At 37.9% G+C, this 21364-nt stretch carries 21 protein-coding genes; 20 read left to right on the top strand and 1 reads right to left on the bottom strand.

What is annotated here, in order from left to right:
* Positions 1–6: 6 nt before the first annotated feature.
* Positions 7–1404 carry a S41 family peptidase gene (locus BBF96_RS06265; RefSeq protein WP_164730924.1) on the bottom strand — a complete coding sequence of 466 codons (1398 nt, stop codon included), beginning with the start codon at positions 1402–1404 and terminating at the stop codon, positions 7–9.
* A 333-nt stretch (positions 1405–1737) separates the two neighbouring features.
* Between BBF96_RS06265 and BBF96_RS06260 the strand changes: the two genes are divergently transcribed.
* The 20 genes from BBF96_RS06260 (at position 1738) to carB (ending at position 21364) form a co-directional block, all read left to right on the top strand.
* On the top strand, positions 1738–2010 hold the full coding sequence (locus BBF96_RS06260; RefSeq protein WP_127016356.1) for a YlmC/YmxH family sporulation protein: 273 nt from the start codon (positions 1738–1740) through the stop codon (positions 2008–2010).
* A 100-nt stretch (positions 2011–2110) separates the two neighbouring features.
* Positions 2111–2563: a transcriptional regulator NrdR gene (nrdR, locus tag BBF96_RS06255; RefSeq protein WP_127016355.1), complete on the top strand. Its 453-nt coding sequence runs from the start codon at positions 2111–2113 to the stop codon at positions 2561–2563.
* 17 nt (positions 2564–2580) lie between these two features.
* Complete coding sequence (pgeF, locus tag BBF96_RS06250; protein ID WP_127016354.1) at positions 2581–3396, top strand: peptidoglycan editing factor PgeF; 816 nt, start codon at positions 2581–2583, stop codon at positions 3394–3396.
* Positions 3397–3494: 98 nt separating this feature from the next.
* A complete protein-coding gene (locus tag BBF96_RS06245) occupies positions 3495–4469 on the top strand; it encodes a biotin/lipoyl attachment domain-containing protein (RefSeq protein WP_127016353.1) in 975 nt (324 codons plus the stop codon).
* Between the two features lie 20 nt (positions 4470–4489).
* The gene (locus tag BBF96_RS06240) at positions 4490–5182 is read left to right on the top strand and encodes a YggS family pyridoxal phosphate-dependent enzyme (RefSeq protein ID WP_127016352.1); all 693 of its coding nucleotides are present in this window, start codon (positions 4490–4492) and stop codon (positions 5180–5182) included.
* A gap of 63 nt (positions 5183–5245) precedes the next feature.
* Positions 5246–5506, top strand: coding sequence for a YggT family protein (locus tag BBF96_RS06235; RefSeq protein WP_127016351.1), 261 nt, complete (start codon positions 5246–5248; stop codon positions 5504–5506).
* A 22-nt stretch (positions 5507–5528) separates the two neighbouring features.
* A complete protein-coding gene (locus BBF96_RS06230; protein WP_127016350.1) occupies positions 5529–6320 on the top strand; it encodes a YlmH family RNA-binding protein in 792 nt (263 codons plus the stop codon).
* A gap of 24 nt (positions 6321–6344) precedes the next feature.
* Positions 6345–6917 carry a DivIVA domain-containing protein gene (locus BBF96_RS06225; RefSeq protein WP_127016349.1) on the top strand — a complete coding sequence of 191 codons (573 nt, stop codon included), beginning with the start codon at positions 6345–6347 and terminating at the stop codon, positions 6915–6917.
* Positions 6918–7032: 115 nt separating this feature from the next.
* Positions 7033–8589: an IS1182 family transposase gene (locus BBF96_RS06220; RefSeq protein WP_127016348.1), complete on the top strand. Its 1557-nt coding sequence runs from the start codon at positions 7033–7035 to the stop codon at positions 8587–8589.
* A gap of 610 nt (positions 8590–9199) precedes the next feature.
* Complete coding sequence (locus BBF96_RS06215; RefSeq protein ID WP_127016347.1) at positions 9200–9493, top strand: DUF5665 domain-containing protein; 294 nt, start codon at positions 9200–9202, stop codon at positions 9491–9493.
* A gap of 19 nt (positions 9494–9512) precedes the next feature.
* The gene (locus tag BBF96_RS06210; protein WP_127016346.1) at positions 9513–10034 is read left to right on the top strand and encodes a nitroreductase family protein; all 522 of its coding nucleotides are present in this window, start codon (positions 9513–9515) and stop codon (positions 10032–10034) included.
* Positions 10035–10288: 254 nt separating this feature from the next.
* Positions 10289–10993, top strand: a complete 705-nt coding sequence (locus BBF96_RS06205) for a TraR/DksA C4-type zinc finger protein (RefSeq protein ID WP_127016345.1) — start codon at positions 10289–10291, stop codon at positions 10991–10993.
* Between the two features lie 123 nt (positions 10994–11116).
* The gene (gene lspA, locus BBF96_RS06200; RefSeq protein ID WP_127016344.1) at positions 11117–11554 is read left to right on the top strand and encodes a signal peptidase II; all 438 of its coding nucleotides are present in this window, start codon (positions 11117–11119) and stop codon (positions 11552–11554) included.
* A 232-nt stretch (positions 11555–11786) separates the two neighbouring features.
* The gene (locus BBF96_RS06195; protein WP_127016343.1) at positions 11787–12716 is read left to right on the top strand and encodes an RluA family pseudouridine synthase; all 930 of its coding nucleotides are present in this window, start codon (positions 11787–11789) and stop codon (positions 12714–12716) included.
* Between the two features lie 215 nt (positions 12717–12931).
* A complete protein-coding gene (gene pyrR, locus BBF96_RS06190; protein WP_269467430.1) occupies positions 12932–13483 on the top strand; it encodes a bifunctional pyr operon transcriptional regulator/uracil phosphoribosyltransferase PyrR in 552 nt (183 codons plus the stop codon).
* Between the two features lie 208 nt (positions 13484–13691).
* A complete protein-coding gene (locus BBF96_RS06185; RefSeq protein WP_127016342.1) occupies positions 13692–14636 on the top strand; it encodes an aspartate carbamoyltransferase catalytic subunit in 945 nt (314 codons plus the stop codon).
* Positions 14620–15918, top strand: a complete 1299-nt coding sequence (locus BBF96_RS06180) for a dihydroorotase (RefSeq protein ID WP_127016341.1) — start codon at positions 14620–14622, stop codon at positions 15916–15918. The genes BBF96_RS06185 and BBF96_RS06180 overlap by 17 nt, the downstream gene beginning before the upstream one ends.
* Complete coding sequence (gene pyrF / locus BBF96_RS06175; RefSeq protein ID WP_127016340.1) at positions 15905–16828, top strand: orotidine-5'-phosphate decarboxylase; 924 nt, start codon at positions 15905–15907, stop codon at positions 16826–16828. Before BBF96_RS06180 ends, pyrF begins: the two co-directional genes overlap by 14 nt.
* Complete coding sequence (gene carA, locus BBF96_RS06170; protein WP_127016339.1) at positions 16828–17898, top strand: glutamine-hydrolyzing carbamoyl-phosphate synthase small subunit; 1071 nt, start codon at positions 16828–16830, stop codon at positions 17896–17898. The genes pyrF and carA overlap by 1 nt, the downstream gene beginning before the upstream one ends.
* A 253-nt stretch (positions 17899–18151) precedes the next feature.
* Positions 18152–21364 carry a carbamoyl-phosphate synthase (glutamine-hydrolyzing) large subunit gene (gene carB / locus BBF96_RS06165; protein ID WP_127016338.1) on the top strand — a complete coding sequence of 1071 codons (3213 nt, stop codon included), beginning with the start codon at positions 18152–18154 and terminating at the stop codon, positions 21362–21364.

The following is a 21364-nucleotide window of genomic DNA, read 5'->3' as shown; positions in this document are numbered from 1 at the left end:
GGTAATTTATTGATTATCTTTTTCTGTAGCAAAATTTACTAACCATTCCAATTGAGGATCACGACCTTTGCGAATATCATTTATTGTTGTTGGGATAAAAACATCGGGTTTTAGAGTATTTGCAAAATCAGCTTTAGGATTGGGCCGGGCAAAGTATTTATGTGATACGCTGAATTTTAGTTGCAGATTAGGTGTTTCAAAAATTAAAATGTCTCCAAAAGAGGATGGAGCATTACCAGTAGGTTCTCCAACTATGGTAGCTAATTTATTATCCTTTAAAAGTACTGCAATCCAATTACCGGAGCTAAAGGTTTGCCAGGAAGTGAGGACAAAGACTTTACCATTAAAGATTAGATTGGGGTCTGAAGGTCTTGGTGTATTACTCTTATTATTCCAGAGAAGTTTATATATAGCTCTGAATAAAGGAAATAATTTAGAATAGCCCCGTTTTTCTATGGCCTGAGGAGAAAAGCGAATTTCTGATCTAAACTCATGGATAGTCTTAGCAGGCAAATACTTAAGAAAAGCGTTAATTACTCTGGAATTTCCACCTGAGTTGTACCGTACATCAATTGCAATTCGTTTTATTCCAGACTCTTTAACGGCAGTAAAAAACTCATCTACAGCTTTTTTATATTCGGGAGTATTTTCACATTTATCAAGCCAGAATAGTCCATAACCATATTCAGTATTAAGTTTCCAGCCGAACCAATGCCTTTTTGGTTTATAATTTAATTTTGCCTGTGTAGTCTTTAGCGGTAGTTCAATGGTATAGATTTCTCCGTTTGCGTGCTTTAAAGTAAGTTTTACTGTTTCATCAGGTGTAAGTAATTTAAAACTTTTTAAGAAAAAGTCAGAAATTAGATACCGTTCACCCATACGTTTTATCCAGAAATCGTTTTCAGCCGGGATTAAAATTCGCAATTTTTCAAGGAGTTCTTCCGGGGCCAGACCTCCTAGACGAATTAGTTGGTCACCTTTTTGTATTGGTAAACCTGGCTTACCGACAATAACTATACCATCATTGACCCAACGAAACATTAAAGGTAAACGACGATTTGACTTTATCCATAGTAAAGTATGAGCATCTTTAAGTGAATTTACTAAATCTCCAGCTAGAAGATAGAAATCAAACCGTGTCATGGGGTGATTAATATGTGCCAGTGCTGCTTTTGCTCGTTCATTAAAAGCATTAAGTAAAGGCCCCTCATTCAAGGCTGGATGTACGTCACGGAGTGTTGAAATTATAAAATTCAGATCCTCCTGTAACTTTTCAGGTGGAAGAAGTTTTTCAGATTCTTCCTCACCTTCCTGAGCGATCACGGATGTTATGTTGATGACCAAAAGAAGAAGAATAAATAGTAATATTTTAAAACTATGTTTAGATAACCATTTTCTTTTCACATTCTCATCTCCCTGTTTCTCTTTGATATTTTTTATATCATCCATTATAACAAATTAGAATAAATATTTAAATATAGAAAGCTAATTTTTCGCTTAAGAGAAATTTTTCGAACCATCTAAAGCTCGATTTTTGCTGAAATAAGGCTTCATCATGAATAGAGTTTGTTGACAAACTTTTTTAAAGACTTGTCCATGCATTTTTTCAAAAGTCTGATCATGAATATTTAAAGTTTCTTTGACTAAATATAGCAATTTTATGCACATTCTTTCTTCCTCAAACATATAATATTTATAAGGCGGAATTTGCTATCCCAGCTTGAGGGGGGATTTTGAATGATTAAAACTTCTGAGTTATGGTCAAAAGAGGTTATTAATGTAGTGGATGGGCGGAAATTAGGAATGATTGAAGATGTGGAGATAAATTTGAAGGTGGGGAAGATTGATTCTGTTATCATTCCCGGACGGTCTGGTCTGTTAGGATTTTTTGGAGGGACTCAGGACCTTGTGATTGAGTGGAATCAGATTGAAAAGATCGGTGAAGATGTGATTCTGGTTAAAGTAGAGAACTTTTTAGAACCAGATCATCAGAAACGGCAAAATAGATAAAATCCAAAGTTTTTCGGAGAATTTTGTAATTCTATTGCAAAATCAGGGACAAGTCGATATAATAAGTTTAGATTATTCAAAAAAGGAGGACTCTTTTTCGATGAAGTGTCCCTATTGTAATTATAATGAAAGTAAAGTGGTCGATTCACGTTCTACAGAAGAAAATACATCAATCCGGCGGCGAAGAGAATGTCTAAAATGTGGTGAGAGATTTACTACTTATGAACGGATAGAAGAACTGCCTTTGATGGTGATTAAAAAAGGTGGTAGTCAGGAGTTTTTTGACCGAAACAAACTTTTAACCGGAATTTTGAAAGCCTGTGAAAAAAGGCCTATTCCTCGTAAAGTTTTGGAAGATTTAGTTAAAGATATTGAACGTGAACTGAGAAATAGGATGGAGACGGAAGTGAAAAGTGAAGAAATTGGCGAGATGGTAATGGAAAGGCTTAAAAATGTAGATGAAGTGGCCTATGTACGTTTTGCTTCTGTCTACCGCCAGTTTAAAGATATTAATATCTTTAAGCAAGAGTTGGAAAAACTATTGGAAAGTTAAAGGGGAGGCATAAAAAGTTGAAGTTACTCAAAAAAGATGGGGTTCAGTGGCTTATTTTTGAACATTTTGCAAAATATGATTTTGTGGTTCACGGTTTTTCAACCCGGATTGGAGGTGTGAGTAATCCCCCCTTTATAACTTTAAATCTGGCCTTTCATGTAGGAGATGATCCAAAAGCGGTAATAGAAAACCGTAAAAGATTTTGTCAGGTCCTTGGTCTTCAATTAAAGGATTTGACTGCGGGGGAACAGGTGCACGGTGATAAAATCCGGGTAGTGACTGGTAAAGATCGAGGCTCAGGAGCCTTTGAATATGATACTGCTTTTCCTTGTACAGATGGATTTATTACCAATGAGCCTGGAGTTGTATTGAGTTCCTATTACGCAGATTGTGTCCCGCTTTATATTCTGGATCCTATCCAGAAAGCGGTTGGACTGGCCCATGCTGGCTGGAAAGGTACAGTCAAGCGGATAGGAGCCAGGATTATTGAAGCAATGTCTAAAAATTTTGGAACGAGAGCGGAAGACTGTCTTATTGGTATTGGTCCATCTATAGGGCCATGTTGTTATGAAGTGGATGAACATGTGATTAACCCCTTAAGGGTAGAATTTCCCTATTGGGAGGAGCTAGTGGAAGTTAAAGAAAATGGCCGATGGAATCTGAATCTCTGGGAGATTAATCGGCGGGTTTTTATTGAAACCGGAGTGAAGCCGGAACAGATTGAAACAAGTGGTCTATGTACTTCCTGTCGCACTGATTTGTTTTTTTCATATCGGGCTGAAGGTGGTAAAACTGGTCGAATGGCAAGTATTATAATGCTTAAAGATAATTAAAGAGCAGGATATTATATGAGAAATATAGAATATTAGATTAGTATCAGATAAAAATTGGTTAATTATTTAGTAAAAAAGCCCTTTAAGGGGAGAGATAAATGGTTAAGGATTACGGAAAGAAGAATCTGATAAGATCAGATATACATCAAAGTGGACAAGTACTGAAACCAAAAAAAGATGATAAGAAAAAAAATCGTAGAGAATTACTAAAAAAAGGTATTCTTTTTATTTTGCTTTTGGTATTTATTTTTTGTATATATATGGCTATTCTTATAAGGGGCGGCCCTGAGATTATCCTCACCCGCTATGGCCGGATAGCGGATGAATTTAGCGGAAAGGGTCTTTTGGTTAGATCTGAAGAGGTTATCTATGCTCCTTACCCGGGAAGGGTAACCCTTTTTGTCAAAGAAGGAGAACGGTGTCCGGCTGAAAGGCCGATTTTAAGGCTGGAAGGTTCTGGTGGAGTAAAAACTTTTTATTCTAGAAAAGCGGGAGTTATTAGTTATCAGGTGGATGGTCTGGAGAATACTTTAAATCCCGATATATTAGATGATATTGTTGAACAGGATTATAAATATTTTCGCGGTAAGTTAATTAAGATTACAGATGGGGACAGGGTCAATGCTGGCCGGCCTCTTTTTAAGATTGTAGATAATTTTATTCTTTATCTTTTAGTTGAAGCCCCGGCAAGTCAGGTTTTTCGCTATGAAGTGGGAGAAAAAATCTGGGCAACTTTTGATGGTCTTACAATTGTCGGTTGGATTACAAAAATATTGGATCATCAGAATCTATTTATAATAAAATTGGAACGTTTTCCTATCGAGATGATTAATAAACGCTGGGTGGATGTAACTATAATGACCAATGCTTATACTGGAGTATATGTGCCTAGAAAAGCCATCACGAAAAAGGGTGATGAGTTTGGAGTGTATCGAGTGGTGGATGATACTCCTGTCTTTTATCCTATAAGCCAGAAAGGCGGTAATGAACTTTATGTAGTGGTGACAGGAATTGGACGAGGTGTTGAAATTCTGGCTAATCCTGAAAAGGACCTGGTAAAATATTCGAAATAATCAATAGGGGGTAGTTAACTTTGGGTTTACTTGAACGGTTAGCAGATGTTCAAAGAAGGATTCGGCTTGCTGCAGAGCGAGTTAATCGGAATCCGGAAGAGATAAAGCTGATTCCTGTCAGTAAATATCACTCCATTGAGAAGATACAGACTTTACTAAAAGCAGGGATTTATGATTTTGGGGAAAGCAGGGTTCAGGAACTTAGGGAAAAACAATCCCAATTGCCGAAAGATGTAAATTGGCATTTGATTGGACATTTGCAACGGAACAAAGTCAAATATGTAGTTAGAATGCCTAACTGTAAACTGATCCATTCTGTGGATAATCTGCGTCTAGTTCAAGAGATTCAGCGTCGCTGTGAGTTAGAAGATACGACAATGGATATTTTAGTTCAGGTTAATGTTGCCAATGATGATGCTAAATTTGGTATTTTAAGTGGGGAAGCCCTGGAGTTTGTAAAAAAGGTTGCTGAATTTGATAGAGTTAAAGTAAAGGGTCTTATGACCATTGTACCTGAAGTGGATGATCCAGAAGAAGTGAGACCTTATTTCCGCAGATTAAAAGAACTTTCAGAAGAGATTCGTAAAGCAGCTATACCCGGGGTTGAGATGGCTGAACTTTCGATGGGAATGACTAATGATTTTGAAGTTGCTATTGAAGAGGGTGCTACTATGGTGAGGATTGGGTCCGCTATCTTTGGGCCAAGAAAATAATAGAAGGATTTTTTCATAAAAGTAACGAATGATAATATTATTTGATAATAAGGAGGTAAAAAAATGTTATATCGTTTGATAGATACTTTTTTTGATATACTCTACTGGCTAATTATTATTCGTGTGATTATATCCTGGATTCGTCCGGCTATTAGAGATCCGCGTTATTATAAGGCACTGCGTTTATTATATGAGTTAACGGAACCAATCCTGGAGCCAATTCGTCGATATATGCCTACCGGAATTGGAATCGATTTTTCGCCATTTGTTGCGCTGATCTTCTTATCTATTATAAAAAATATTCTGTTAAGTATTCTGTTTTAATTAAGAAGAGGTGGCAGATGGAATGTTGAACCGGGAGAAAATGTTGTCACATCTAAAGTCTGAAGATGATAAAATGATTGCTGCACATACTCTGGATAAAGCTGAAAGTGTATTGAGGGGAGCTGATCTTGCTTATACTAATTTTTTAGATCCTCATCAACAGGAAGTGGTAGAGGGAATAATCCGGCAAATTCCGGAGGTCAAATATCGGTTTGTAGGAGGATATGATCGCGCAGAAAGAAAACGGCTTCTTTTAATCCCTGAGTACATGCTCTGGGAGATGATTGAGGAACCTTTGGCTTTTTTAGAAATTGAAGGTAACTTTTCTTTTCAACAGGTTTCCCATCGGGATTATCTTGGAAGTCTTCTGGCCCTGGGGCTTCGCCGCGAGATGTTGGGAGATATTCTGGTTTTAAAAGATGGCGGCTGTCATCTGATTGCTGCTTTGGAGGTTAAAGATACCATCTGTTTGAATTTAACCAGGGTACATCAGGTTCCTGTAAAGGTTCGTGAAATTGAGAAAGAGGAATTAAAACTACCCGAAGAAAGAATTAAAGAGATCAGTACTACTGTTGCTTCACTAAGGTTGGACTCTGTGGCCAGTGCCGGATTTTCCACATCCCGTTCAAAGATGGCAAAGGAGATAAAAAATGAGAAAGTGAAAGTTAATTTTCAGATTGAGACCAATCCAGCCAGGATGATTAAACCGGATGATGTAATCTCTATTCGGGGGCGTGGAAGGGTTGAAATAAAAGAAATTGAAGGGGAGACCCGCAAAGGTCGAATAAAACTTACTTTACAACGTTATTATTGAAAAATTTCAAAGGAGGAAAGAAGGATGAAAATCACACCACTGGATATATATAATAAGGAGTTTCGTAAAAAGTTTTCTCTCTGGGCCTATGATGGGAAAGAGGTGGATGAATTTTTAGATCATGTTGCTGCTTCTTATGAAAAGCTCCTAAAAGAGATGAAACAGCTTAAAGAAGAAAATGAGCAATTGAGGTCTGAACTGAGCAAATATCAGGAAATGGAGCGTACCCTTCAGGAGACTATGGTAGTGGCTCAGGAAACTGTGAAAGAGCGGAAAGAACAGGCTGAAAGGGAAGCTGAGTTAATCATTGAAACTGCCAAAAATAAAGCCAGAGAGATTATGGCTGAGGCTAAAGAAAAGGTAAAAGAGCGAATGAGACAATTCCGTCAGCTTGAGGAATATGAACAGTTTTTTCGCATTAGGCTTAAATCTCTAATAGATTCGCATTTACAGCTTTTGAATGAAAGCCAGATTGAAAGGCCTGAAGAGATTGAAACTTTGAAAAAAGAATTGGCTGTAAGTTATGAAGATACAACAGATGATGAAGTTGAAAGTTGGGGTAATGTTAAGACTGAAGAAAGTCAGCCCGGAGAATAACCTGAAGGGGCTGTCCCAAAAGTCCCTTTATAACCCCCAAAAGTAAATATTAAAAGAAAGGTGTTGTCCGAATTTTTATAAAGACAACACCTTTCTTTTATGGTAAAATATAAATATGAAGAGGAAAAACCATAATAAAAAGACATTTATTGAATATAATATGAATCAGACAATGTTGCCTTTGAGTTTTGATGTGTTTATTCCTGAGAATCATTTAGTAAGGGTGGTAAATTCAGCTATAGAAAGGATGAATATTGAACCCCTGCTTGAAAAATATAAAGGTGGGGGTAGAAGCAGCTACCATCCGAAAATGATGCTTAAGGTTATAGTATATGCCTATACTCAGAGAATATATTCATCAAGACGGATTGCCAAGGCACTTCGGGAAAATATTTATTTTATGTGGCTTAGTGGTAACAATAAACCTGATTTTCGGACGATAAACCGATTCAGATCAGAGATCATGAAAGATGTTATTGATGAGGTATTTACATCAGTATTGGAACTTCTTATAGAAGAAGGATATGTAAAGTTAGAGAATTACTTTTTAGATGGTACAAAAATAGAAGCTAATGCAAACAAATATAGCTTTGTCTGGGGAAAAGCGACAAAGAAGTACAAAGCAAGGCTCAGGGCAAAAATTAATGAACTTTTAAAAGAGATTGAGAAAACCAACGAAGAAGAGAATAGATTGTATGGGGATAATGATCTGGAGGAGATGGGTGAAGGAAAAGAAATAGATTCAAAGAAACTCGAAGAAAAAATTAAGGAACTTGAAGAACGTCTAGAAAAGAACTCCAAAAATAGAAAGTTGAAAAAAACAATTAAAGAACTTAAGAGCAAATATCTTCCCAGAATGAAAAAATATGAGCAACAGGAAGAGATTTTAAATGGACGAAACAGTTATTCTAAAACAGATACTGATGCAACTTTTATGAGAATGAAAGAAGACCACATGAAAAATGGGCAATTGAAGCCCGCATATAATGTTCAGATAGGTACAGAGAATCAGTTTGTAGTTGGTTATAGTATTCATCAAAGGCCGGCAGATTCAAGATGCTTAATACCTCATTTAGAAAAAGTAAAAGAAATTACAGGTAAGATTCCGGAGAATGTGATAGCTGATTCAGGTTATGGTAGTGAGGAAAATTATGATTACTTAGAGAAAGCTAATACTAATATTTATGTTAAGTATAATACTTTTCATAAAGAACAAAAGAAGAAGTTTAAAAATGATATATTTAAAGTAGAAAACTGGCCGTATGATAAAGAAAACGACGAGTTTATTTGTCCTGCTCAAAGAAGACTCATTTACTGTAAGACAAAAGAAATTAAGACTGAAAATGGATATACTAAACAAATTAGATATTACAAATGCGAAAATTGTGATGGGTGTGAGTTAAAAGAAAATTGTACCAGGGCCAAAGGTGATCGAGTAATAAGAATAAATTTTAAATTACGTGAATATAAGCAAAAGGTAAAGGAAAACCTTTGTTCCGATAAAGGTATGAAACTCCGTTCTCAAAGAGCAATTGAAGCGGAATCTGTCTTTGGAAGGATCAAAGGCAATTGGTCATTCAGGAGATTTCTGCTTCGTGGCCTTGAGAAAGTAAAAATTGAATGGGGTTTACTGTGTATAGCCCATAACCTGGCTAAACTGGCAACAGTATAGAATGTCAGGTATGGGTTTTTATTTTCTTAACAGAAAAATTTTCAATGAATTTGAAATGAACAATGAAAAAAGGGGCCATGCCCAAAAGTAATCAATTACTTTTGGGACAGCCCCTTTTTTAGGTGTGTTTATATTATTTTGAAAAGTATTTTTTAAATTAAAGATGTTTTAGAAATAAGATACTACTGAAGCCAGGTCAAAACAAACAGCATTCTTGTTAGAAAATATAGGAGAAGCTATATTTTAACTAATTTAAAGGTAGAGGGATTATTTTCTCTACCTTTTTTAAATTTAGATAAAGATTAAACTGCAAAAATCTAATTTTGAGTGCTATAGAAATTTTTTGTTAAACCATCTAAAGTTCGATTTCAGTCGAAATAAGGCCTCATATGAGGATGTGATGAGCTAATCAAGGGCCAGGAGGATCTATTGATTAGTGTGCCTTATTTTGACTGAAATCGAACTTTAGATGGTTTGAAAAATTTCTTTTGAAGCGAAAAATTAGCTTTTTGCAGTAAAATTTTTCGTATATTTAATCTGAAGATACTAAGAGATAAAAAAAGAGAGAGTTGGGTAAATTATTGATAAGATGGAGAAAGGGTGACTTTAAATGAATGTAGAAGAGAAACGGCTTTTAGGACAACTTGCAAATAAAGTTGAGGAATTGGCAGAGAATATTAATAAAATAAATATTGCCGAATACATTGAATTGATACGGTCACCCAGGTATATGCTTTTAATCAACTTTATCTCTGGGTTGGCCCGTGGATTAGGTGTGGCTATTGGAGCTACTATTTTAGGAGCAATTGTTCTGATGATCCTATTCCGCCTGGCTGAACTCAATGTACCTTTAATAGGTTTTTTTATCGCTAAAATTGTTAAAATTGTTCAAACCTATCTTTAGACCAAAATGAGGTGATTAGATGACTAAAGATTTGATTGATGCTATTCAGAGACGCCGAAGTGTGCGTAAGTTTAAGCCTGACCCTATACCAGATCCTACTATTGGTCGGATTCTGGATTGTGGAAGAATGGCTCCAAGTGCGGGAAATATTGAACCCTGGTTTTTTTATGTGGTAAAAAATAATGATATAAAGCATAAACTAGCCCAATGTTCAGAATCCTGGATTGAAAATGCACCGGTATTAATCGTAGTCGTTGCTGATTATGATCAGGTAATGAAAAGATATGGGGAACGGGGCCGGGATCTTTATGTACTTCAGGACACCGCTGCCGCTACTCAAAATATGCTTCTTGCTGCCCACGGTTATGGAATTGGTAGCTGCTGGGTTGGAGATTTTGATGACCAAAAAGTAAAGCAAATACTTCAAATTCCCGAAGAGCAAAAGCCTGTGGCTATTATCCCATTGGGATATCCTGTAGAAAATGAAGAACGTCCTGCTGTTCATAAAACTTTAAGCGAAGTGGTTAAAATTATTCATTAACAAGGTTAAACTGCAAAAAGCTAATTTTTCGCTTCTTGAGAAATTTTTCGAATCATCTAAAGCTTGATTTCCGCCGAAATAAGGTTTTTTAATCAAAGGGCCCTCCTGGCCCTTGATTAGCTCATCACCTCCTGTGATGAGGCCTTATTTCGTTGGAAATCTCGCTAAGATGATTTGGCAAAAATTTCTATGTCACTCAAAATTAGCTTTTTACAGTATAATCTTAACAAAAGATACGTAAGGAGGAAATTTTAATGGAACAGGTAAAGTTGAACCATTATCAGAAAATTCTTATAGATGAAAAAAAGCGAATTATCCAGCAGATTAAGCAAATAGAAGATGGGGTTAAAGGATATGGTGGATTAAATAAAAGTTTTCTCGATTCTGTAGGAGAATTATCCGGTTATGATAACCACCCTGCTGATCACGGTGATATTACCTTTGAACGGGGGAAAGATATTGCTCTTCGCGACAATTACAGACTTCTTTTAGATTTAATTGACGATGCACTGGAAAAAATTGATAATGGAACATACGGATATTGTGACCGCTGTGGAAAAGAGATACCGGAAGAAAGGTTAGAAGCATTTCCATATACCACGATGTGTAAGGGTTGTAAAGAAACATGGGAGAATTATGACCCACCCAGGGAAAGACCGGTTGAAGAAGAATTCCTCTCTTCACCATATAATCGTACCTTTACTGATGATACTGAAAATGTAGCCTTTGATGGCGAAGATGCCTGGCAGAAAGTGGCCCGGTACGGTACCTCAAATACACCCCAGGATGTCCCAGGTGCTATTACTTCTGATGATGCATTTTATGATGCAGATGAACGGCATGGTGAAGTAGACTGGGGTGATGGGATTGAAGATACCGGGTTTACTGAAGAATTTATTGAAGATGTTCATACCGGAAACCCGCGCCGTCGAAGTCGAGGAGAATACCGGGAAGAGTAATTTGACCTTTTCACAAGCTTCTCTGGATTCCGGAGAAGCTTTCCTTTTTGTTGCTAATTGGTATAATATGTGCTAAAATAAATGTTATACGGTTTATATCTAAAGGATGAGGGGGAGATTATAATGATCTGGATTGTTATACTTTTAACTTTTGCCGTGGATCAATTGACTAAATACCTGGTAAGTCATAACTTTCACTATCTGGAATCGATTCCAATCATACCCAAGATCTTTTATTTGACTTATGTACATAACTATGGAGCAGCTTTTGGTATCTTGCAAGGCCGGCGGGAACTATTTATCCTGGTCGCTATTGTAGTACTTGCTTTTATAATCTATTTTTATAAGCAATTACCTAAAGACAGGATTTCAAGACTGGCTCTGGGCCTGGCTTTAGGTGGAACAATTGGCAATTTGGTGGATCGATTAAGATTGGGGTATGTGATTGACTTTTTTGATTTTCAGGTCTGGCCTATCTTTAATATTGCTGATTCAGCCATTGTAATAGGGATGGCCTTGTTTGCATGGATTTTATTTAATGATTATACTGCAAAAAGCTAATTTTTCTCTTAAGGAGAAATTTTTCGAATCATTTGAAGTTCGATTTCAATCGAAATAAGACTTCCTAATCAAAGGGCCTTCCTGGCCCTTGATTAGCTCATCACATCTTCATATGAGGCCTTATTTCGACTTCAATCTCGCTAAGATGGTTTATCGAAAATTTTCTATATCGCTCAAAATTAGCTTTTTGCAATATAGCCATTTAATGAAAATAAAACAGGGGAGATGGAAGATGCTCGAAATTCGTGAGTTTGATATAGCCAGTAGTGATGAAAATATGCGTCTTGATAAATATCTGGCTGAGGTAAATGATGATTTTAGCCGTTCCTATATCAAACAATTAATTGATGAAGGTAGGGTAAAAGTAAATGGTAGGGTAGAAAAAGCCAGTTATAAAGTTAAAGCCGGAGATGAAATAGTTTTTGAGGTTCCGGAAGCAACTGAGTTAGAGGTTAAACCGGAAGCAATTCCATTAGATATCATTTATGAAGATGATGATATAGTTGTTATTAATAAACCCTGGGATATGGTAGTACATCCGGCACCCGGGAATGAGAGCGGAACTTTAGTCAATGCTCTCCTATACCATTGTAAGAATCTATCAGGGATTAATGGCATAATAAGGCCGGGAATTGTTCACCGTTTGGATAAAGATACATCGGGAGTTCTGGTTGTTGCCAAAACGGATATGGCCCATCGGATATTGGTAGAACAATTTAAAAGACGGGAAATTGAAAAAATATACCTGGCTTTGGTCAAAGGGTTTTTACCATATGACAAAGGTAAAATAGATGCACCGATCGGTCGTGACCCTAAGGATCGAAAAAAGATGGCGGTGGTAAAGGAGAACAGTAAACCTGCCCTTACACGATTTGAGGTTAAACAGCGTTTCCGCGATTATACCTTAGTGAAGGTCAATTTAGAGACAGGTAGGACTCATCAGATCAGGGTTCATTTCAGGTATATAGGATATCCGGTGGTGGGTGATGATAAATATGGTTACAAAGAGAGTTTGCCGGTGAAAAGACAGATGCTCCATGCTTATCAGCTGACCATTACTCATCCGCGGACCGGAGAGAAGAAAACTTTTACTGCCCCTATCCCTGAAGATATGGAAAAAATTCTTGTTGAATTGAGAAAAAATAATACTATATTCCCTTGACAGAAGCATGTTTTTTTGATAAAGTTAAATAAAATGAAAAATAAAAAATAAGATTCACCCTTTAAATTAGTCCTGTGAGGCTAGTAAGAGGTGAAGAAACATAATAGAAGATAAGTAGTAGCTTATCTCTATAGATTAGAACCTTCTTACTGGTCTACAGTAAGAAGGTTTTTTAATGGTGGGGTATACTTACTTATTTAAGGAGGGAATTTAAAATGCGGGAATTGCGGGATAAAAAAGTCCTGGTGGATAAAGATGGAATACGTCGGGCACTGATTCGCATCTCCCATGAAATTCTGGAAAAAAATAAAGGAACGGAAAATCTGGTATTGATTGGAGTGAGAACCCGTGGAGTTCCATTGGCAAAAAGGATTGCTGCCAATATTGAAAAGATTGAGGGGAAGAAAATTCCGGTAGGTATTTTGGATATTACCCTTTATCGGGATGATCTTTCTACAATTGATCAACAACCCATTGTTCACAAAACAGAAATAGATTTTGATGTAACAGATAAGATCGTAGTATTGGTAGATGATGTACTTTACACTGGCCGGACTATACGGGCTGCTATGGATGCTATTATTGATCTTGGACGTCCGGCGGCAATTCAATTGGCAATATTGGTTGATAGGGGCCATCGTGAATTTCCAATTCGGGCAGATTATGTAGGGAAAAACGTACCAACATCTAGAAAAGAAGTAATTCATGTTTGTTTAGAAGAAACGGATGGAAAGGATCAGGTTGTGCTACAGGAGATTATAGAGTGATAAAATTTTAACAGTTACAGAACCTTTAAATCGGTCCAGTGAGGCCGAAAAGGGAAGTGTTAAGCCTGATCTATCATTGGCCCTATCTATAGGAGTATCCTAATGATAGTAGGTAATTAATCCCTTTCGGTTTTCGGACCGGAAGGGATTTTTTTATGGCCAGGGTAGTTATGGTATTCCAAATATTCTATATTAAGGAGGTAATTAAATGAGCCGCTTAAAAAGAAAACACCTGTTGGGATTGGCTGATGTTTCAAAAGAAGAGATTTCATTGATCCTGGATACTGCAGAAGCCATGAAGGAGGTCTTCACCCGGAAAGTAAAAAAGGTTCCTACTTTGACAGGGAAAACGGTAGTTAGCTTCTTTTTTGAACCCAGCACCCGGACAAAAGCATCTTTTGATCTGGCAGGAAAGATGTTAAGTGCCAATATGTTGAGTCTTTCTGGATCGTCCAGCAGTGTGGCTAAAGGTGAGAGTCTAATTGACACTGGAAAAACTTTAGAAGCAATGGGGGCAGATATTATTGTGATTCGCCATTCGGCACCTGGTGCTCCCCATTTATTGGCCCGTTATGTCAATGCTTCCATCATCAATGCAGGTGATGGGGCTCATGAACATCCAACCCAGGCTTTGTTAGATATGTTTACTATAAAAGAAAAAAAAGGAAGAATTGAAGGTTTAAATGTGTTAATTGTTGGTGATATTTTACACAGCCGGGTAGCCCGTTCAAATATCTTTGGTTTAAAGACTATGGGGGCTAATGTACGTGTTGTAGGTCCTGCAACCCTGATTCCAAAGGATTTAAAAAATCTGGGGGTTGAAGTTTATTACTCCTTAGATGAAGCCCTAAAAGGAGCAGATGTAGTAAATATTTTAAGAATACAGCGAGAGCGTCAAAAGAAAGGACTTTTCCCATCTATCAGGGAATACCACAGATTTTACGGGATGAATGAAAGGATTATATCTCTTTTAAAAGATGATGTACTGATTCTTCATCCCGGGCCAATGAATCAGGGTGTAGAGATTGATCCGATTATTGCCCTGGATGATCGGGCTGTGATTGAAGAACAGGTAACCAATGGAGTAGCAGTACGGATGGCATTATTCTATCTACTAGCTGGAAGGGGGAACCAAAATGAAAAAATTAATTAAGAACGGAATTGTCGTAGATCCAGAGAGAGGACGGAAGGAAAAATTAGATATTCTAATCGAGAATGGAAAGATTGTCCGGATTGCAGAGAAGATTGAAGAAACAGAAGATGTAAAGATCATCGATGTAACAGGTAAGTATGTTCTTCCAGGTCTGGTTGATCTTCATGTTCACTTACGGGAACCGGGTTTTGAGCATAAAGAGACAATTGCAACAGGAACAAGGGCAGCAGCTAAGGGAGGATTTACCAGTATTTGCTGTATGCCCAATACTGATCCTGTTGCAGATAATCCATCAGTTATTCGATATATCCAGCACCGGTCAGCGGAAGAAGGAGTGATAAGAGTCTTCCCGATTGGTGCTATTACCAAAGGGTCCAAAGGAGAGGAAATTGCAGAGATTGGAATGCTGAAAGAAGCAGGAGTTGTAGCTCTCTCTGATGATGGCCGTACTGTCATGAATAGTGGAGTAATGCGACGCGCCATGGAATATGCAACTCCTTTTGATCTGACATTCATCACTCACTGTGAAGATCACAACCTGGTTGATAACGGTATGGTTAATGAAGGCTATGCTTCTATGATGACTGGACTGCCCGGGTATCCTGCTGAAGCCGAAGAGATTATCATTGCCAGGGATATTAAGTTGGCTGAACTTACAGGAGCTAAATTGCACATTGCCCACGTTACCACTAAAGGTGGGGTCGAACTCATAAGACAGGCTAAAGCCAGGGGGGTATCTATAACTGCTGAAGTAACTCCTCATCATCTGGTTCTCTGTGAAGAAGATGTACTTAGTTATGATACCAACTTCAAAGTAAATCCACCTCTTAGAAGTAAAGAGGATCAGGCTGCTTTAATTGAAGGCTTACAGGATGGTACTATTGACATTATAGCTACCGACCATGCACCTCATGCCTATGAAGAAAAGATGGTAGAATTTCAGTGGGCTCCCTTTGGGATTGCGGGCTTAGAAACTGCTCTACCTGTGATTATTACCACCCTTGTTAAAGATGGTAAATTAAGCCTAATGGATGTTGTGAAAAAAATGAGTACGAAGCCTGCACAGATTCTAGACTTATCCGTAGGTGGAATTGGTGAAGGTCAGGAGGCTGATCTGGTAGTTGTAGATTTAGAATGGGAAGAGGAAGTAAGAGTAAAAGACCTGGTAAGTAAAGGTAAGAATAATCCGTTTATTGGTTGGAAACTGATCGGTTGGCCGGTAATGACTATGGTAAAAGGTAAAATTGTCTATCAGCGGAGTGGTTTCAATGCAGGCAATTGATCGGTTAATTGCAAAGATTGAAGAAAAGAATAGCTGTGTCTGTGTTGGGTTAGATCCCCGGTTTGAACGGATTCCTGAAGAGGTGAAAAAGCCAATAAAAGAAAAGATGGGTGAGACCCTGGAGGGTCTTGCCCAGGTTCTTATCAATTTTAATTATGGCATTCTGGAAGCAGTAGAACCTTATGCGCCCGTAGTGAAGTTTCAGATAAGTTTTTATGAACAATATGGTCCTGCGGGTCTGAAAGCATTGATAGAATCATGTAAAATTTCCCGGGAAATGGGGTTTGAAATCATTCTCGATGCCAAACGTAATGATATTTCTTCTACAGCTAAAGCTTATGCAGATGGCTATCTGGGAAAGGTGAATCTATGGGGAAGAGAAGAGTTTATCTATGATCTGGATAGCATGACGGTTAATCCGTATCTAGGAAAAGATGGGCTTGAACCATTTATTGAAGTAGCGCAAAAGTATGATAAAGGAGTATGGGTGTTGTTAAAAACCTCCAATCCTTCTTCAGGGGATTTGCAGGATTTGACTCTTGCTAGCGGTGAGAAGGTCTATGAGCGGCTGGCTCTGCAATTACAGGAACTTGGGACAAACTGGTGCGGTGAGAGTGGATATTCCAACCTGGGCATGGTAGTAGGAGCCACTTACCCCGAAGCTGCAGCCAGACTGCGAAAGATGCTTCCACGTACATTCTTCCTGATTCCAGGTTATGGAGCTCAAGGTGCGGTTGCGGCAGAATTAGAGCACTTTTTTAATCCTGATGGATTGGGTGGTATTGTCAATTCTTCCCGGGGGATAATCTTTGCTAGAAAAAAAGATGGTGAAGATTATAAATCGGCAGCCAGAAGAGCTGTGCTAAAGATGAAACAAAAGATCAATACCATACGAGGAGGCAGAACTTGATGAAAGCCAGTTTGATTTTAGAAGATGGAACAGTATTTCATGGTAAGGGAATTGGTATAAAAGGAGAGACAATCGGTGAAGTAGTTTTTAATACAGGAATGACAGGTTATCAAGAGATATTGACAGATCCTTCCTATTATGGTCAGATTATTACCTTTACTTATCCGTTGATTGGAAATTATGGAGTTAATGATAGTAGTCAGGAATCTAATAAAATTCAGGTCAAAGGTATAATCGCTAGAGAAATAACAAATCATTACAGTAATTGGCAAGCTAAATCAAGTTTACAGCAATATCTGGTTAAAAATCAGGTGATAGGGATTGAGCAAATTGATACCAGAGCATTGGTTAAAAAATTGCGGGAAAAGGGAACCATGTTTGGTGTTATCGTTAATGGCCAATGGGTATCTTCTAATATTGAAAAATATCTGATAAAAATTCGTGCTTTTCAGATGGATGAAAATCCTGTGGCGCAGGTTACAACTAAGAAACCTCACGTTATTAAAGGAGAGGGAAAAAGGATTGCTGTCCTGGATTTTGGTGTGAAATCCAATATCATTCGTAATTTAAAAGCTCTTAATTGCAAAATTTTCATTTTCCCGGCATGGACTGATCCTGAAGTTGTTCTTGCCATGAAACCGGATGGGTTAGTTCTTAGCAATGGCCCCGGAGATCCGGCAAAATTACCCTATGTTGAAAATATTAAATCATTGATAGGGAGAGTTCCGATATTTGGAATATGTCTGGGGCATCAATTGACAGCCCTGGCCTTTGGTGCTAAGACTTATAAGCTGAAATATGGTCATCGGGGAGTAAATCATCCGATTAAAGATCTCCGTACCCAAAAGGTCTATATTACTTCACAGAATCACGGTTATGTTGTAGATGCTAAAACCTTACCCAGGTCAGCGAAAATTACCCATATCAATTTGAACGATAATACCATTGAAGGACTTAGTTACCCGGATTACAATATACAGACTGTTCAATACCACCCTGAAGCTGCACCGGGGCCATATGATTCTAACTATTTGTTCAAAGCATTTATTGATTTTACTGCAAAAAGCTAATTTTTCGCTTCAAAAGAAATTTTTCGAACCATCTAAAGTTCGATTTCAGTCGAAATAAGGCACACTAATCAACGGTCCCTCCTGGCCCTTGATTAGCTCATCACATCCTGTGATGAGGCCTTATTTCGACTGAAATCTCACTAAGATGGTTTAACGAAAAATTTCTATGTCGCTCAAAATTAGCTTTTTGCAGTTTAATCATTTATTGAAAATCTATAAGTCATCTCAGATACAGTAAAGGAGGCCAAAGTAAATGAAGCGTAAATTGGAAAAAATTCTTGTAATCGGATCAGGTCCCATTGTTATTGGACAGGCAGCAGAGTTTGATTATGCCGGAACACAGGCCTGTCGGGCTTTAAAGGAACAGGGATATCAGGTGATTTTGATAAATAGTAATCCGGCTACTGTAATGACTGATCGGGAAATTGCAGATAAAATCTATATAGAACCTTTGAATCTCAAAACTTTGAAAAGAATTATTGAAATAGAACGACCTGATGGAATACTGGGTACTCTGGGGGGACAGATAGGCTTAAATTTATTAGTAGAACTGGGTAGTCAAGGGATTTTAAAGAAATATAATGTTAAAGTTCTCGGTACGTCTTTAATGAGTATTCAACAGGCAGAGGATCGAGAAAAATTTCGCCAATTGATGCATAAAATTCAAGAACCGGTACTGGAAAGTTATAATGTAAGTGAACTTCAAGATGTTTTGTGGGCTGCTGAAAAGATTGGATATCCGGTTATTGTACGTCCAGCCTATACTCTCGGAGGAAGTGGAGGTGGAACCGCTTCAAACAAAGAAGAGCTTATCGAGATTGCAAAAAAGGGTTTCTCACAAAGTCCTCTAGGACAGATTTTAATTGAAAAAAGTATTATTGGTTGGAAAGAGATTGAATATGAAGTTGTCCGGGATAATAATGATAACTGTATTACCATATGTAATATGGAAAATATTGACCCGGTTGGAATTCATACTGGGGACAGCATAGTAGTTGCTCCCAGTCAAACCCTTTCCGATCAGGAATATCAAATGCTTCGCCGGGCAGCTATTAAAATTGTACGTGCCTTAGCGATTCGGGGAGCGTGTAATGTTCAGTTTGCTCTGGATCCTAATAGTAATCAATATTATGTGATTGAGGTAAATACAAGGGTGAGTCGTTCCAGTGCACTGGCTTCAAAGGCTACCGGTTATCCAATTGCAAAAGTTGCTGCATTAATTGCTATAGGGCTTAATTTGGACCAGATCACCAATCCTATCACAGGTAAAACAACAGCCTGTTTTGAACCCAGTCTCGATTATGTAGTTTGTAAAATTCCAAGATGGCCTTTTGATAAATTTGATTCTGCCAATCGAAATCTCGGCACACAGATGAAAGCTACAGGGGAAGTAATGGCAATCGGAAGAAATTTTGCCTCAGCATTGATGAAAGCGGTCCGTTCTCTTGATTCAGGTTTTATTGGACTATATTCAAAAAAGATTCATCAATTGGAGGATAGAAAGTTATTAGATAAACTGAAAAATCCAGATGATGAAAGAATATTTGCTTTAGCTGAAGGATTTCGTAGAGGTTGGAGTCTGGAACGGTTGAATCAATTAACAGGAATCAATCCCTTCTTTCTCACCCACATTGATTTCCTGGTGCGGATGGAAAAGAGGTTGAAAAGAGAGAAATTGACCGGGCAACTTCTTAAGGAAGCAAAAGTTGCAGGTTTTACAGATTGGGAAATCGGGGTTTTGACGGGAAAAAATGAGACAGAGATCCGGGCTTTGCGTAAAAAAGAGAATATAGAGCCGGTTTATAAAATGGTTGATACCTGTGCAGGTGAGTTCAAAGCGACGACTCCTTACTTTTACTCCACATATGAAGATGAAAATGAAGTTGAGGTTTCAGGAGAAAGAAAAATATTAGTAATTGGCTCCGGGCCTATTCGAATTGGACAGGGAATAGAATTTGATTACTGTTCGGTTCATGCAATTATGACAGCGAGGAAATTAGGTTATACAGCATTGGTGATTAATAACAATCCTGAGACAGTTAGTACTGATTTTGATGTATCAGATCGTCTTTATTTTGAACCCCTTACTCTGGAAGATGTGTTGAATGTCGTTCAACTTGAAAAACCTGAAGGAATTATCATTCAGTTTGGAGGTCAGACTGCAATTAATCTGGCAGAAGATTTATACAAACATGGAGTTCCCATCCTGGGAACAGATGTTACTCAGATTAACATCTGTGAAGACAGAGAAAAGTTTTATCAGCTGATGGAAGAATTGCAAATTCCGGTACCCAAAGGAAAGGTTGCATATAATGCTGATCAAGTCTGGAAACAGATGGATACTGTTGGTTATCCGGTGCTTGTAAGGCCTTCATATGTTCTGGGCGGGCAGGCAATGGAGGTTATAGAAACTCCTCAAAAATTAGAGGAATATCTACAGAAGTATGAGTTTAAACCGGGATTACCCCTCCTTCTTGATCCATATATCACTGGGATAGAAGTAGAAGTTGATGCTGTCTGTGATAGTAAAGATGTATTGATTCCGGGAATCATGGAGCATATAGAAAGAGCAGGAATCCATTCGGGAGATAGTATTACAGTCTTTCCAGGAAAAAGGCTCAGTAGCAGAGTTAAAAAGCGCATTGCAGAGATGACCATACTGGTTGGTAAAGGACTTAAAATTAAGGGCATATATAATATTCAGTTTATTGTTACCCCGGATGAGGAAGTATATATTCTGGAAGTGAATCCCCGTTCTAGCCGAACGGTCCCATTTCTAAGTAAGGTTACAGGGGTTCCCATGGTTCAAATTGCCACTCAGGTCATTTTAGGAGCAAAATTAAGGGAATTGGGTTATGGAACCGGAATTTTAAAAGAACCGGAAATTACTGCTGTTAAAGCTCCGGTGTTTTCTTTTGCCAAATTAGATGGACTAGATCCGGTCCTTGGCCCGGAGATGAAATCTACAGGTGAAGTTATGGGATTGGGTAAAGATATGGCAGAGGCATTATTGAAAGCACTGGAGGGAACAGGTAAATTTCAACCTGAAACTAAAGCCCTGTTGGTAACAATAGGAGATGAAGATAAAGAACAGATACTGCCCTGGATACGAAAATTATATCAACTAGGATTTAAAATCTATGCAACCCGGGGAACGGGATTTTTTTTGAGACAAAATGGAATTGATAACACTATTGTAGAGAAAGTGGGAAAAGGGGAAAAAGATATCATTGATTTGATTCAGGAACAGAAGATTGATTATATTTTTAATACTCCTTCTAAGAATGGAGAGACAGGCCAACTTATAGATGGATATCGGATTCGCAGGAAAGCGGTGGAATTTGGTATTCCGATTTTCACCAATCTGGATAGTATTCAGGCTTTTTCAGAAGCGTTGGAACATGCACTAAAATTAGGTTGGACATTAGAACCTATCTCCCTTTGTGCTATTGAAAGGAGGCTATAA

It is taken from the genome of Anoxybacter fermentans (genome assembly GCF_003991135.1).
In the GTDB taxonomy this organism is placed as follows: Bacteria; Bacillota; Halanaerobiia; order DY22613; family DY22613; genus Anoxybacter; species Anoxybacter fermentans.
The sequence above is the reverse complement of the archived record's forward strand: the minus strand, read 5'-3'. Positions and strand labels throughout refer to the sequence as shown.

Coding starts and splice junctions, on each gene's coding strand:
- BBF96_RS06195 (WP_127016343.1), top strand. CDS start 11,787: ATGCTCGAAATTCGTGAGTTTGATATAGCCAGTAGTGATGAAAATATG.
- BBF96_RS06215 (WP_127016347.1), top strand. CDS start 9,200: ATGAATGTAGAAGAGAAACGGCTTTTAGGACAACTTGCAAATAAAGTT.
- BBF96_RS06185 (WP_127016342.1), top strand. CDS start 13,692: ATGAGCCGCTTAAAAAGAAAACACCTGTTGGGATTGGCTGATGTTTCA.
- carA (WP_127016339.1), top strand. CDS start 16,828: ATGAAAGCCAGTTTGATTTTAGAAGATGGAACAGTATTTCATGGTAAG.
- BBF96_RS06260 (WP_127016356.1), top strand. CDS start 1,738: ATGATTAAAACTTCTGAGTTATGGTCAAAAGAGGTTATTAATGTAGTG.
- lspA (WP_127016344.1), top strand. CDS start 11,117: ATGATCTGGATTGTTATACTTTTAACTTTTGCCGTGGATCAATTGACT.
- BBF96_RS06235 (WP_127016351.1), top strand. CDS start 5,246: ATGTTATATCGTTTGATAGATACTTTTTTTGATATACTCTACTGGCTA.
- BBF96_RS06245 (WP_127016353.1), top strand. CDS start 3,495: ATGGTTAAGGATTACGGAAAGAAGAATCTGATAAGATCAGATATACAT.
- BBF96_RS06210 (WP_127016346.1), top strand. CDS start 9,513: ATGACTAAAGATTTGATTGATGCTATTCAGAGACGCCGAAGTGTGCGT.
- carB (WP_127016338.1), top strand. CDS start 18,152: ATGAAGCGTAAATTGGAAAAAATTCTTGTAATCGGATCAGGTCCCATT.
- pyrF (WP_127016340.1), top strand. CDS start 15,905: ATGCAGGCAATTGATCGGTTAATTGCAAAGATTGAAGAAAAGAATAGC.
- pyrR (WP_269467430.1), top strand. CDS start 12,932: ATGCGGGAATTGCGGGATAAAAAAGTCCTGGTGGATAAAGATGGAATA.
- BBF96_RS06220 (WP_127016348.1), top strand. CDS start 7,033: ATGAAGAGGAAAAACCATAATAAAAAGACATTTATTGAATATAATATG.
- BBF96_RS06225 (WP_127016349.1), top strand. CDS start 6,345: ATGAAAATCACACCACTGGATATATATAATAAGGAGTTTCGTAAAAAG.
- BBF96_RS06205 (WP_127016345.1), top strand. CDS start 10,289: ATGGAACAGGTAAAGTTGAACCATTATCAGAAAATTCTTATAGATGAA.
- BBF96_RS06180 (WP_127016341.1), top strand. CDS start 14,620: ATGAAAAAATTAATTAAGAACGGAATTGTCGTAGATCCAGAGAGAGGA.
- BBF96_RS06230 (WP_127016350.1), top strand. CDS start 5,529: ATGTTGAACCGGGAGAAAATGTTGTCACATCTAAAGTCTGAAGATGAT.
- nrdR (WP_127016355.1), top strand. CDS start 2,111: ATGAAGTGTCCCTATTGTAATTATAATGAAAGTAAAGTGGTCGATTCA.